This is a genomic window from Chryseobacterium sp. CT-SW4, assembly GCF_048572715.1.
In the GTDB taxonomy this organism is placed as follows: Bacteria; Bacteroidota; Bacteroidia; order Flavobacteriales; family Weeksellaceae; genus Chryseobacterium.
In genome coordinates this window covers 1,978,291-1,992,034 of sequence record NZ_CP183840.1, presented here as the reverse complement: position 1 = coordinate 1,992,034, position 13,744 = coordinate 1,978,291, and the positions used below count along the sequence as shown (strand labels likewise).

At 36.6% G+C, this 13,744-nt stretch carries 14 protein-coding genes; 10 read left to right on the top strand and 4 right to left on the bottom strand.

Annotation, left to right across the window (positions count from 1 at the left end):
• Window positions 1-38 precede the first annotated feature (38 nt).
• Complete coding sequence (locus tag ABJ974_RS09030) at window positions 39-1,619, top strand: Na+/H+ antiporter (RefSeq protein ID WP_419867917.1); 1,581 nt, start codon at window positions 39-41, stop codon at window positions 1,617-1,619.
• On the opposite strand, the gene ABJ974_RS09025 is transcribed toward ABJ974_RS09030, so the two are convergent.
• Window positions 1,620-1,934, bottom strand: a complete 315-nt coding sequence (locus ABJ974_RS09025) for a hypothetical protein (protein ID WP_419867916.1) — start codon at window positions 1,932-1,934, stop codon at window positions 1,620-1,622.
• Between the two features lie 188 nt (window positions 1,935-2,122).
• Between ABJ974_RS09025 and ABJ974_RS09020 the strand changes: the two genes are divergently transcribed.
• The 8 genes from ABJ974_RS09020 to ABJ974_RS08985 all read left to right on the top strand — a co-directional run bounded on the left by ABJ974_RS09020 (window position 2,123) and on the right by ABJ974_RS08985 (window position 10,225).
• A complete protein-coding gene (locus ABJ974_RS09020) occupies window positions 2,123-2,998 on the top strand; it encodes a LysR substrate-binding domain-containing protein (protein ID WP_419867915.1) in 876 nt (291 codons plus the stop codon).
• 137 nt (window positions 2,999-3,135) lie between these two features.
• Window positions 3,136-4,392 carry an aminotransferase class I/II-fold pyridoxal phosphate-dependent enzyme gene (locus ABJ974_RS09015; RefSeq protein ID WP_419867914.1) on the top strand — a complete coding sequence of 419 codons (1,257 nt, stop codon included), beginning with the start codon at window positions 3,136-3,138 and terminating at the stop codon, window positions 4,390-4,392.
• Between the two features lie 4 nt (window positions 4,393-4,396).
• The gene (locus ABJ974_RS09010) at window positions 4,397-5,026 is read left to right on the top strand and encodes a TetR/AcrR family transcriptional regulator (protein ID WP_419867913.1); all 630 of its coding nucleotides are present in this window, start codon (window positions 4,397-4,399) and stop codon (window positions 5,024-5,026) included.
• Window positions 5,027-5,275: 249 nt separating this feature from the next.
• Window positions 5,276-6,361, top strand: a complete 1,086-nt coding sequence (gene dnaX / locus ABJ974_RS09005) for a DNA polymerase III subunit gamma/tau (RefSeq protein ID WP_419867912.1) — start codon at window positions 5,276-5,278, stop codon at window positions 6,359-6,361.
• A gap of 26 nt (window positions 6,362-6,387) precedes the next feature.
• Complete coding sequence (locus tag ABJ974_RS09000) at window positions 6,388-6,972, top strand: hypothetical protein (protein WP_419867911.1); 585 nt, start codon at window positions 6,388-6,390, stop codon at window positions 6,970-6,972.
• 402 nt (window positions 6,973-7,374) lie between these two features.
• Window positions 7,375-8,454 carry a chorismate mutase gene (locus tag ABJ974_RS08995; RefSeq protein ID WP_419867910.1) on the top strand — a complete coding sequence of 360 codons (1,080 nt, stop codon included), beginning with the start codon at window positions 7,375-7,377 and terminating at the stop codon, window positions 8,452-8,454.
• A 104-nt stretch (window positions 8,455-8,558) separates the two neighbouring features.
• A complete protein-coding gene (rsgA, locus tag ABJ974_RS08990) occupies window positions 8,559-9,485 on the top strand; it encodes a ribosome small subunit-dependent GTPase A (protein WP_419867909.1) in 927 nt (308 codons plus the stop codon).
• A gap of 323 nt (window positions 9,486-9,808) precedes the next feature.
• Window positions 9,809-10,225, top strand: coding sequence for a nucleoside-diphosphate kinase (locus ABJ974_RS08985; protein WP_419867908.1), 417 nt, complete (start codon window positions 9,809-9,811; stop codon window positions 10,223-10,225).
• Between the two features lie 496 nt (window positions 10,226-10,721).
• Here ABJ974_RS08985 and rpe read toward each other — a convergent pair whose 3' ends face one another.
• Window positions 10,722-11,372, bottom strand: a complete 651-nt coding sequence (gene rpe / locus ABJ974_RS08980; protein ID WP_419867907.1) for a ribulose-phosphate 3-epimerase — start codon at window positions 11,370-11,372, stop codon at window positions 10,722-10,724.
• Window positions 11,373-11,439: 67 nt separating this feature from the next.
• Window positions 11,440-12,513, bottom strand: coding sequence for a chryseobasin maturation metalloprotease ChrP (chrP, locus tag ABJ974_RS08975; protein WP_419867906.1), 1,074 nt, complete (start codon window positions 12,511-12,513; stop codon window positions 11,440-11,442).
• A 51-nt stretch (window positions 12,514-12,564) separates the two neighbouring features.
• On the opposite strand from chrP, the gene ABJ974_RS08970 reads away from it, so the two are divergent.
• Entirely contained in the window at window positions 12,565-13,272 is a 708-nt protein-coding gene (locus tag ABJ974_RS08970) for a DUF4294 domain-containing protein (protein WP_419867905.1), read from the top strand.
• 23 nt (window positions 13,273-13,295) lie between these two features.
• Here the strand turns inward: ABJ974_RS08970 and ABJ974_RS08965 are convergent, their stop codons facing one another.
• Window positions 13,296-13,712, bottom strand: coding sequence for an NUDIX domain-containing protein (locus tag ABJ974_RS08965; RefSeq protein WP_419867904.1), 417 nt, complete (start codon window positions 13,710-13,712; stop codon window positions 13,296-13,298).
• Window positions 13,713-13,744: the final 32 nt, after the last annotated feature.

The following is a 13,744-nucleotide window of genomic DNA, read 5'->3' as shown; positions in this document are numbered from 1 at the left end:
ATTTATTATAATTGTATCAGTTAAATACTTATACACAAATGATAGAAGATTTCCCATTTTATTTATCATTGATAGTCACCATTGTACTGTTAGTGATGCTAGCCAATAAAATAAAGGTTGCATACCCTGTCTTATTGGTTGTTGCAGGACTCCTGATCAGCTTTATTCCGGGGACCCCCAGAATGCATATAGATCCTGAGCTTATATTCGTTATTTTTTTGCCGCCATTGCTGTATGAAGCAGCCTGGGCCATATCCTGGAAAGAACTCTGGAAATGGAGGAGGATTATAGGTAGTTTTGCTTTTGTGGTGGTTTTCCTGACGGCAATTACGGTCGCTTTTGTGGCTAACTATTTTATTCCCGGATTTTCTCTGGCTTTAGGATTTTTGTTGGGAGGGATTGTTTCACCTCCGGATGCAGTGAGCGCCAGTGCCATTCTTAAATTCGTAAAAGTTCCCAAAAGGATGTCTTCTATTTTGGAAGGGGAAAGTTTGCTGAATGATGCGTCTTCCCTTATTATACTTCGATTTGCACTTATTGCGGTGGCTACCGGACAATTTATCTGGTATGAGGCGGCGTTGAGTTTCTCATGGATGGTAATTGGAGGAGTAGGTATTGGTTTGTTAATAGCCTGGCTGTTTATGAAAGGGCAGAAGATATTGCCTACCGATGCCAATATGGATACGGTTCTTACCATTGTAGCTCCGTATGTAATGTATATAGCTGCTGAAGAAGTTCATAGTTCCGGAGTATTGGCGGTAGTGAGTGGAGGGTTGTTGCTTTCCAATAACAGGCATCGTTTTTTAAGTACTTCATCACGTCTCAGAGGGGTAAATGTATGGGAAAGTCTCGTATTTGTTCTTAATGGGCTTGTATTTTTATTGATCGGATTAGATCTTCCTGAGATTACATCCGGACTGGAGGGAGTAAGCCTTACAGATGCTATCGGATATGGACTGCTTATTACGGCAGTGCTGGTAGGTGTGAGGATTCTTTCCGCTTATGGAGCAGTAGTGGTAACTCTTATTGCCCGGAATTATATAAATGTGGCAGATACCCGCAACCCCGGATTAAGAACCCCGCTTGTATTAGGATGGACGGGGATGAGAGGTGTGGTTTCCCTTGCTGCTGCGCTTTCAATTCCTACGCATTTATATGAAGGAGGTCCGGATTTTCCACAGAGAAACCTTATCTTATTTATTACCTTTATTGTGATATTAACCACTTTAGTGGTTCAGGGATTAACCTTGCCTTACATGATCAGAAAAGTCAATCTGCCGGCCTATGATGATTATCTATCCGAAGAAGAAGTGGAAGAGCAGATTAGAAGGGAAATGGCCAGACATACCATTCAGTATATTATGGATAACCATAACAGTGTGTATGAAAGAAGCTCTTTTTTACAGCAGGTCCATGAAAAATGGAAAACAAAAATAGAAGAGGAGCCCGAAGTAAAAATATCCTCAGATGTTAAAACAGTTTATCTGGATATTTTAAATGAGCAGCGGGTATGGCTTTTAGAGCAGAACCATAAGAACAAAGACTTTGATGAAGATATCATACGAAGACATTTATTAAAAATAGACCTTGAAGAAGAAAGGCTGTTACTTAACCATTAACTATTCATTCAGAAGAGTGATGAGTTTCTTCAGATATTCATGCTCTTTAAGTACTTTATAATAAGCATAGGCAGGAGAGGAGAGAGAATCGGGGGAAGCCTGTGGATTTTCAATAAGCTTATCCATATGAAGGGTATATTCTGTAATATACCTTTCAATGGTAGTTTTTTTTACTTCACATGCTGTACAGTTCTTTATTTTTTCTAAAGAATTAAGAATGAAAGAATGACTCCCGTTAAATTGAATCGCCTGGGTTATATAAGAACGGTTGTGCAAGTCCTGCAAAATAGAATGAGGTTCATCTTCAAAAATCATAGTAACATAGAGCTTTTAAATGGTTGTTAGTTTAATTGTAATATTAACTTCAAAAATCTAACCAAAATAATTTATATTTTAATAAAAAGCATTTAAATTCATTATAATTTGTATAAATATCATTTTTGATATTTGAATTTTTATGATCAATTCTTACCTTTGCAGGAGTCATCAACGGATCAGCAATAATGGAGCTCAGACAACTTCGGTATTTTCTCAAAGCCAAAGACTTACTTAACTTTACGGAAGCTGCTAATCATTTATATATTAGCCAGAGTACCCTTTCCCAGCAGATCAAACAGTTGGAAGAAGAGTTGGGGATTCCTTTGTTCAATAGGATCGGGAAAAGGATTGTACTTACGGAAGCAGGTCAGCTTTTTTCAGACTATGCAGAGAAAAGCTTATTGAAATCCCAGGAAGGATTTTTAGCATTACAGGATTTGAAAGAATTAAAAACCGGTGTTCTCAACATAGGTGTTACCTATGGGCTCCGTTCCACATTGATCCCTGCATTCATTAATTTTTCAAAAGAATATCCGGGAGTGAAAACCAATATGATTTTTGGTACCACCTCAGAGCTGATGGAGAAGCTGAATCATCTGGAGCTTGATTTTGCACTCACTTTTGCAGAAGGAACCAAGGAAGAAGTCTTTAATTATGTCCCGCTTTTTACCTCTCCGATGACGTTGGTAACAGCTAAAGAGTCGGATTGGGCAGGAAAAAAAGAAATCTCACTGAAAGAAATTACCCATCTGCCCTTAGCAATGCCCACCAAAGGTTACAGTACCACCAAATTTGTTACGGAAGCCTTTAAAGAAAACGGATTAAAGCCCAACCTATTAATTGAGATCAATGATATCCTCACTCTTCTTGAATTGGTGAAAAGTGGAAACTGGTATACCATTTTGGCCCGGACCACCGTTACAGAAAAAGATGACTTAATGACGATCCCCATACAGGGTAAAAATATGACCCGTACGGCGATGCTTATTTCATTAAAAGAAGCTTATGAAAAAAAAGCAATGAAAATTTTCTATAAATTTTTGAATGTAAGTAGGGATTGATTTAACTTTACGAAATATTGTTTTTATAGCTGATATAGATGGATGTATTGTATGCATAATAAATTTTAAATTGAATATAAAACCTATCCGGGTGAAATAGTCATATATTTGTTACTTAAACCACTAAGAAATTAAGGATGAATATTGACTTTGCAACAGCAACATTTAAGGATTTTGAGAATATCCCGGGATATACAATATCCCAAAGAGCAGATATTTTTTATGACTTTTTGAATTTTATGAGTTCAAACGGACATATGAACTATCGTTTGAAGAACAATTCAGGGTGCAGCTCTGTAATGAACGTAGATATCAATAATGCACAAAAAAAATATGTAAGTTTTGTGTCCAATGATTATCTCGGATTTACACAGCATCCTAAAATAAAACAGGCCGCTATAGAAGGAATTCAGAAATACGGAACAGGAGCAGGTGCTTCCCCGCTTATCGGAGGACACTTTGTATTTCATGATGACCTGGAGAAAAAAATATCTTCATTTTTTGGAAGAACTCAGGAAGAAGCCGTGATATTTACTACAGGATATACGGCCAACAGTGCTACACTGCAGATTCTTTTACAAAAAGAAGATATTGCAATTATCGATATGGCGGTGCATGCAAGCGTATATGAAGGATGTGCTTTTACCAATACAAAAACATTTCCTCATAATAATTTAGACGCTTTGGAACATATTTTGAAGACATCTGAGGATAGATTTCGTACCAAGCTTATTATAATTGATGGTATTTATTCTCAGGATGGGGATGTTTCCCCGTTAAAAGAAATTTATAAATTAGCAAAGAAATATAATGCATTTTTAATGGTAGATGACGCTCACGGTGTAGGAATACTTGGAGAAACAGGTAGAGGAGCATTGGAAGAAGCGGACATGCTGGATAAAGTAGATATTATTACCGGAACATTCAGTAAAACATTTGGAAATGTAGGAGGATATGTGATTACAGATAAAAAGTTGGCGGCTTTCATTAGATTTCAGTCTCGTCAGCAGATATTTTCAGCCACAGCACCTCCCTCTATAATGGGTATAATCAAAGCTATTGAATTAATTGATGAAGAGCCGCAATGGCGCACAAAGTTATGGGATAATATTACCTATTTTAAAAAAGGGTTGAATGAGTTGGGATTGGATACAGGGAACACATGCTCAGCCATCGTTCCAGTAAAAATAGGGGACCCGAATGTAACAGGAGACGTAGGAAAGCTACTAATAGAAAGAGGCGTTTACACCAATCCTATCCTGTATCCGGCTGTCGCAAGGAAAGATGCCCGGATCAGAATGGCAGTCATGGCGACCCATGAAAAAGAGCATTTGGATAAAACACTAAATGCATTTGAAGACATAAATAATAAATTGCGTATTGCAAAAAAATAATAACATGCCTAGAAAAGTTGTACAAGGTCCTATAAGGGATAAAGAAAAAACAAAACTAAAACTACTGGGAGCTGTAGGTAAAATTTTAAGAACAAAAGGTTATTCAGGCTTAAAAGTAAGTAAAATCGCAGCTGTTGCCGGTTTTGATAAAAAATTGATTTACGAATATTTTGGAAGTACAGATAAGCTTATAGATGAATATATAAAATCTCAGGATTACTGGAGCCAGATCGCCGGTGGTGGAGTAGAGACAGAGATAACAGACGGCGGGCAAGAACTGTCTAAGTTGGCACTGGTAAACCAGTTCGAAAGCCTTAAGAAAAATAAAGAACTTCAGAAGATTATTCTTTGGGAGCTTTCAGAAAATAAACCGATCCTTAGGAAGCTTGCAGACGAAAGAGAAGAAATGGGCGATTTGATGTTTAAAAACATTACCGATCCCTACTTTGGGGAAGAAAAAGCCAAAAGATTCAGAGCTATTATGGCATTGCTTATTTCAGGAGCTTATTATTTAAATATTCATACCGCTACCAATGGAAGTAATTTCTGTGGGTTGGATATGAAAAGTGATGAAGGAAGAGCTGAAATAGAAGGTGCAATGAAAGAAATTATTGATTGTGTCTATCAAAAATAAATAATATAAAATTAAAAAATATCCATATCCGTTACATATCGGAAAACTTACTCCTGTAGTAAGCTTGTATTGAGTCCGTAGAAACTGCCTCTGCATCGCTTCATGTCTTGGAGGTAGATTTCTTCCCGGTTTCGGTATATATTTTCCGGAAAGATTTCTGATAAAGAAAAGGAAGTTGTATAAGAGATATAAACAAACTTTTGAAAACTGAAATTTTTAAATTAAAACTATATTTCTTATTTTTGACCAATGGAAAATTTTATAGTATCTGCAAGAAAATATCGACCTCAGGAATTTGACACTGTTGTTGGGCAATCTCATATTACAGATACTTTAGAACATGCTATTGGTGAAAACCAACTCGCTCAGGCCTTGTTGTTTTGCGGGCCGCGTGGAGTAGGGAAAACGACCTGCGCCAGAATCCTTGCGAGAAAAATCAATGAAAAAGACGGTTCCGTTTCAGAAGATGGATTTGCATACAACATCTATGAACTCGATGCTGCATCCAATAACTCCGTAGATGATATCCGGGAACTTATCGATCAGGTCCGCTTTGCGCCGCAGGTAGGAAAATATAAAGTCTATATTATCGACGAGGTGCATATGCTTTCTTCCGCTGCTTTCAATGCCTTTCTGAAAACGCTGGAAGAGCCGCCTGCTCATGCTATTTTCATCCTGGCGACTACCGAAAAGCATAAAATTATTCCTACCATTTTATCCCGTTGTCAGATTTATGATTTTAAAAGAATCACTATTGAGGATATTCAGGGACATCTGAGGAAAATTGCAGAAAAAGAAAGCATCCAATATGAAGATGACGCTCTTTACCTTATTGCCCAAAAAGCAGATGGAGCCTTAAGAGATGCCCTTTCTATTTTTGACAGACTCTCTACATTTTCCCAAAAGAATATTACGCTGGCTAAAGCTGCCGAAGTTCTTAATATACTGGATTACGATCAGTATCTTAATATTGTAGACCTCGCCAAAGAAAATAAAATTCCGGAAGTGCTTTTCGCTTTTAATGAAATTGTGAGAAAAGGATTTGATCCCCACATTTTCATTGCAGGATTAGGAAACCATTTCAGAGATCTGATGATGGCACAGAACCCTTCTACCATTGATCTCATAGAAGTAGGGGAAAAAACAAAATCTAAATTTGTAGAACAGGCTCAGCAATGGAATGCTCAGCAGCTCATAGATGCCATTGAGATTGCCAACCATGCGGATATCAACTATAAAAATTCAAAAAACCCAAGGCTTACGGTAGAGATAGCCCTAATGCAGCTGGCATCTTTAACAGCTAACCAAGATTCTAATAAAAAAAAAAGTTTATAATATTAGCCCCCTTTCTTCATGAAAAGGTGGAAATAAAAACTTCAGCTCCATTACCGGAAACAAAACAAATAAAAGAGAAATCTCCGAGTATAGAAGAGGCTCCTCAGGAGATCCTTATCAAAAAAACATCCAAGCCACTGCAAAAACAAAATGTAGCTTCAGGATTCAGTATACACTCGTTTCTTAATAAAGAAGAAAAGGAAGAAGACGAAGAAACGATAGCAACTAAAAACGAAAATCTCCCTAAAAACCATTTTACAGACACTGATTTGCAGATGGAATGGAACCTGCTACTAAAACAGCTCCAGTCCAAAGATCCTTTTGTATATAATGCAATTAAAGCCTTTAAACTGGTAAAAGCAGAAGAAAATATCGTAAGGGTTCTATATCCTTCAGACTCGGCCAAAGTGGAATTTGATAAAATAAGCGGGGACTTTTTTAACCATTTCAAAAGAAAGGTAAATAACTATGCCATAGAATTTGAATACAAAAAAGATCATGCTAATCTGAAGATAGAAGTTGTTACCAAAAAGAAGATTTTCGAAAAGTTTATAGAAAAAAATCCGCTCTTGAAAGATTTAGATGACTTAATGAAGTTTGATATGTCATAAATTTCTCTATATTTGTAAAATATTTTCTGGGAAAAACAGAAAATTAAAATGGAAAAAGCTATCAGCTCCGGTAGACACCGGGTATAAAAGTGGAAAAACAAATAAACCCATACACGTCTTTTTTTAGAAACCATTTTGGTTTTATGGCTGCTTATTTTATAGGCGGTTATTTTAGCTTTTTTAGAACCTATCATAGAAATTTCAGAACCTATTACCGATTTTATTGGTATTGCTAGCTGAATTTCTTTCTCAAAAAATAACAGGAATAATAATCTCTCTTACCATTTCCTGAACCCATTAAGATTTTAAACGGCATTTTTTGAAAAGAATTATAAAGTAAATTTTATAATGAAAGAACTATTGATGTGAAAAAAATTAAAAAGAATACAAATAATTAATGATATGAATTTAAAAGATTTGAAGAACGATTGGATCAATGAGTTTTCACAACCATTGATGATCGCAGGGCCTTGTAGTGCAGAAAGTGAAGCTCAGATGCTGGAGACCGCCAAAAGGATAAAAGAATCAAATGCCCCCGTGTCTATTTTCCGTGCAGGAATCTGGAAGCCCCGAACAAAACCTAATGGATTTGAAGGAGTAGGAGTAATCGGGCTCAACTGGTTAAAGAAAGTAAAAGAAGAATATGGATTTAAAACCGCAACGGAAGTAGCCAATGCTCATCATGTTTTTGCGGCTTTGGAAGCAGACGTGGATGTTCTTTGGATTGGAGCACGTTCCACGGTAAATCCGTTTACCGTACAGGAAATCGCGTTGGCATTAAGAGGAACCAACAAACCTGTTATTGTTAAAAATCCTGTCAATCCGGACTTAGCATTATGGATCGGAGCATTAGAAAGACTACTAGGACAGGACATCAAAAACCTTGGAGTAATTCATAGAGGATTTTCCACTTATCAGAAAACCAAATACAGAAATAATCCCAACTGGCAGATAGCATTGGATTTCAAAAGCCAGTTCCCAAACATTCCGATGCTGATTGACCCATCGCATATCTGTGGAAACAGAACCGGTTTGGCTGATGTTACGCAGGAAGCGCTGAACGTTGGATATCAGGGAGCGATTATAGAATCACACTGTAACCCCGATGAAGCATGGAGCGATGCTGCCCAGCAGATCACGCCGGAAGTGCTGGGAGAAATGATCAGTAACCTAAAAGTCAGAAATTCCGGACTTGCAGGTTTTGACAGTGAAATGGGGAGACACAGAACATTGATCTCTGATATTGACTTCCAATTGATAGAGCTCTTATCCCAAAGGATGAAAATTTCTGAAAAGATCGGAAAACTTAAAAAAGAAAATGATATAGCTATTTTCCAGCCGGAACGTTGGAAAGTGATTACCGAATATGCCGTTCAGAAAGCAAAAGAAACAGGAATGTCTCAGGAGTTTATTGAAAAAGTATTCAAGGCAATCCATGAAGAATCCATTGAAGTTCAGAATAGCATTATGATCGACAGATAAAAACTTGAAGTTTATGAATAATAGGGCTTAGGTAGCAGGGAAGAAAACTATTAAATTTTCGGATCTGTAACCTAAGCCCTAAATTCTTATATTTGCACCTATATATGAAAGGAAAAATCATTAAATCTACCGGAAGCTGGTATCAGGTTTTAGAAATGGAAACCGGAAAAATTTTTGAAGCCAGGATCAGGGGAAAATTCAAGCTGATAAAAACCCGGCTTACCAATCCGCTTGCCGTAGGAGATTTTGTGGAATTTCAATTAGAAAAAGATGATATTGCTTGGATCACCAAAATCGAGCCCCGCAAGAATTATCTGATCAGAAAATCTGTGAACCTTTCAAAAGAAGCACATATTATTGCCTCCAATATTGACCTGGCGTGCTTTATCTTTACACTTAAATTTCCTGAAACATCATTAGGATTCCTGGATAGGTTCCTGGCCTGCTGTGAAGCCTATAATATCACTCCACTTATTCTTTTCAATAAAATGGATGTTCTGGATGATGAAGAAAAAGAAGTAATAAAAGATATAGAATTTCTATACCGGGAGATAGGGTACGAGACTTTGGAAATTTCTTCTTATTCCAAACTTAATCTTGAAAGCCTGGAAACGATTCTTAAAGATAAAACCTCTGTTTTTTTCGGACATTCCGGATGTGGAAAATCTACTTTGGTGAATGCCTTGCAGCCCGATCTTAATCTGAAGACCTCAGAAATTTCGGAAACCCATCTTAAAGGGAAGCATACCACCACTTTTGCCCAGATGTATTTTTGGAATTTCGGAGGAAACGTCATTGATACACCAGGGGTAAGAGAATTTGCCATGATTGATATCGAAAAAGAAGAAGTTCAGCATTATTTTCCTGAAATCTTTAAAAAGAGAGAAGAATGTAAATTTCATAACTGTCTGCATATTAATGAACCGAAATGTGCCGTAATAGCGTCTTTAGAAACAGGTGACATACAATATTCCCGATACTCTACCTATATAAAACTAATGGATGAGTCGGATGAAAATTTCCAAAAATAATTGTAAAAAATTGCGAATTTAAAAATGGTAAGTGTTTATTTTTATTAAACACTATTTCTTATGGGTGTGAATTATATAGGGGGTTAGCTTAGCATTGAAATCTGCGTAGATGTCGATCAATAAAAAACCCAGCCGAAGCTGGGTAAAAACTAATAACCATGAAAACTCAAATTAAACATGAGAATCGGAATAGAATAAACAATTACTGTGCCAAAGATTGGTCTGGCAATTCTTAATAAAAGTTATTTTGTGTTAAAAAAAAATTAAAATTGGGGAGAAAAAATTTTTTTGTAATTTTGCACCATTAAAAAAATATACGATTTATGTCTAACATTACATTTACCATGATTAAGCCGGATGCTGTTGCAGACGGACATATTGGTGCTATATTAGGAAAGATTGCAGAAGCTGGATTCAAGATTAAGGCGATGAAGCTTACTCAGCTTACAGTTGCTGATGCCAAAAAGTTCTATGAAGTACACGCTGAAAGACCATTCTATGGAGAATTAGTTGAATTTATGAGTTCAGGACCTATTGTAGCTGCTGTTTTAGAAAAACAAAATGCAGTAGAAGACTTTAGAAAACTAATTGGTGCTACTAATCCTGCTGAAGCTGCTGAAGGAACTATCAGAAAAATGTTTGCAAGAAGTGTAGGGGAGAATGCTGTTCATGGTTCAGACTCTGACGAAAATGCACTTATTGAAGCTCAATTCCATTTTTCAGGAAGAGAGATTTTTTAATAAAGATCTTATTCAACATAAAAAAAACCGGAATTATTTTCCGGTTTTTTTTATTGGGATAATGGGATGTATATTTTAGTTTATACCTTTCTTTACTAAGGTGTGACTTACATTTATAAACTACTATTTTTTCTGTTGGATTGTTCCATTTGCCTGTGTTCTATCGGCGGCAAAATATCAGTTGTAAAGTCAGTTCAGAATTTTATGAAAGAATAGCGTTATAAATAATAAAAATGGGAAAATTACACCTTTATCTCTATTGATAAGGGTTTTTCTCTGGGATAACGACATCATTAAATATTTTATGGCTCATTACTCCATTAAAAATTCCGTGTTTTTACGGATTGTATAGATAATGAATTATGACCATCTTTACACCGTATTAGAACAATGGATATTTTTAATCTTACAAGGCTAATAACCATTATAAATTCAAATTTTACAAAAGAGAAAAGGCAGCGTTAGCTGCCTTTTCTCTTTTTATATCAAATAATATTTAAATCTTTAAAAGTTCGATAGTCCTTTCCGGATTGTCTGAAGAAAAGACTGCATTCCCGGCAACTAAAACATCGGCTCCGGCTTCAAAAAGCTTAGCGGCATTATCCAGGTTTACCCCTCCGTCCACTTCTATCAGGGCGGTAGAATTATTACTTAGGATAAGGTCTTTTGTTTCAGCGATTTTTTTATACGTATTTTCAATAAACTTTTGTCCTCCGAATCCTGGATTTACACTCATTAGTAAAACCAGATCCACATCAGCAATAATATCTTCAAGCATAAGAACAGGAGTGGAGGGATTAAGGACCACACCGGCTTTGGATCCTTTGCTCTGTATATGATGGATGGTTCTGTGAAGATGGGTACAGGCCTCATAATGAACGGAAACGAGATCTGCACCGTGATTGATAAATTCCTCAACATATTTTTCAGGCTCTACAATCATTAAGTGAACATCCACAAATTTTTTAGCATGTTGCTGAACTGTTTTCATTACAGGAAATCCAAATGAAATATTCGGAACAAATCTGCCATCCATTACATCAATATGGAACCAGTCAGCCTGAGAGCGGTTCAGCATTTCAATATCTCTTTGCAGATTCCCAAAGTCTGCCGATAAAAGGGAAGGAGCAATAAGCTTAGTTTTCATTTTTATATATTAGATATTTAAAATCAGAATTGAGAGCAGAAAATTTTAATCCTGCCTTCTACATCTGTTAATGATATTTCAGTTTCATTTCCGGGGTAATCTTGAGAAGGGTTTCGTAGATCAGCTTGATTACATTTCCTACATCTTCCTTGGCTACCATTTCCACTGTTGTATGCATATAGCGCAAAGGTAAAGAAATTAATGCACTTGGCACACCGCCGTTGGAATGGGCGAATGCATCCGTATCAGTACCGGTTGCCCTGCTGGAAGCAGCCCTTTGAAACGGAATTTTTTTAGATTTTGCCGTATCAATAATGAGTTCACGAATGTTATGATGAATGCTGGGGGCGAAGAACACCACGGGTCCGTTTCCGCATTTTTGGTCGCCTTCTTTTTTCTTTTCGATCATCGGAGTTGAAGTGTCATGGGTAACGTCGGTAACAATGGCGATGTTAGGTTTAATGGTATCTGCTACCATATCAGCACCGTATAATCCTACTTCTTCCTGAACGGAATTGGTAATATACAATCCGAAAGGCAGTGTTTTTTTGTTTTCCTTAAGCAGCCTGGCCACTTCCGCGATCATGAAACCTCCGATTCGGTTGTCTAAAGCACGGCACACAAAGTAACGGTCATTCATTTCAAAGAACTCATCGGGATAGGTAATCATACACCCTACATAAATTCCCAGTTTCTCAACTTCTTCCTTGGAAGTGGCTCCGCAGTCTATAAATATATTTTCGATTTTAGGAGTAGGTTCGTTCTGGTTGCTTCTCGTATGGATGGCTGGCCATCCGAAAACTCCTTTAACGATGCCGTTTTCACCATGAATATGTACCACTTTTGAAGGGGCAATGGTCTGATCCGAGCCGCCGTTTCTGATTACGTAAATGAGTCCGTCATCCGTAATATAATTAACGTACCATGAAATTTCATCGGCATGGGCTTCAATCACAACTTTGAAATCTGCTTCCGGGTTAATGATCCCGTAGCAGGTTCCATAATGGTCTATTTCAATAGTATCTACATAAGGTTTGATATAGTCCATCCAGATTTTTTGACCTTTATGTTCGTAACCTGTTGGAGATGAAGTATTTAAGTATTTTTCTAAAAATTTTAAAGATTTCTTTTCAAATTTCATAAAAAGGAATGATTTTTGCGTTTAATTTCTGTTCTAATACCTGTAAAAATAATGAAAATTAGCAAAATTATCTGTCTTTTTCTTTTCTTTTTTGGGATCAGTGTTTTTGCGCAACATAAAGATACGGTGATAGCCAAGCCTTTAAGCCAGTATCCGGAAGAATCTCTGAAAACGGATGAGTATGGTAATAAATATTATTATGACGAAAGTCAGAAGATTAAAGTCTATGAAATAAATGGCGAAACCGTTATTGTAATGGATGAATTGGTTTTACTTAATAAACCTCGGTTTAATAACCAATTAGACAGAAACTATTATTATTTCCTAAATAAAAAATTATATAGAGTATATCCTTTGTTTTTGGCAGCGCTGGAACAATACCGGGATATACAGAAAGAAATGACGGATCTTGACAGTAAAGCCAAAAGAAGATACGTAAGAGACAGGCAAAGCATTCTGGCAGACCAGTACGAAAAGCAGTTGAAAGATCTTACCACTACGGAAGGTCAGGTATTTGCCAAGCTTATGAACCGCGCAACCGGTAAAAATGTCTTTGAAATTATAAAAGAGCTGAGAGGAGGATGGAGCGCTTTCTGGTGGAATGTAAAAGGAAAGATGGCGGATATCGATCTGAAAGATCAGTATAATCCCCATAAAAACAGGTCGGATGAATTTTTGGAATCCCTTCTTCAATCCAATTGGAATTCCGGTTATCTTCAGCCTTATCCCGGAGCAAGCAGTTTCAAAATAGCAAAATAATAAAATAAATAATTCCTGTAAAACTACAGGAATTTTTCTTTCAGCTTATCGAAAACAATTTTATCTACAGGTAAAGGAAAAGGATTGTCCGGCTGGTCTATGGGAATCCATTCTGTCTTTTCTATACAAGGATCCAGGATAAGGAAATCCTCTTCATTGATGATGTTTACAATATAATATATGGTAAGCAGCTGTTCATTTTCTCTGAAGCGGGAAACCAGAAAGTTCTCCTGGGTATAAAGATGTTCTACCACTTCTATTTTTACATTCAGCTCTTCATCAAATTCGCGGTGCAGACAGTCTGTAAGACCTTCTCCAAGTTCTAAACCTCCACCGGGAAACTTTAATAATTGTGTGCCTGCATATTCTTCAAATAAAGTAAGGACTTTTTTATCTTTTACGGCACAAGCATAAACTCTTACGTTTATCTTATCTATCATATAAACTATTTTGTAGTAGCTAAAATACATAA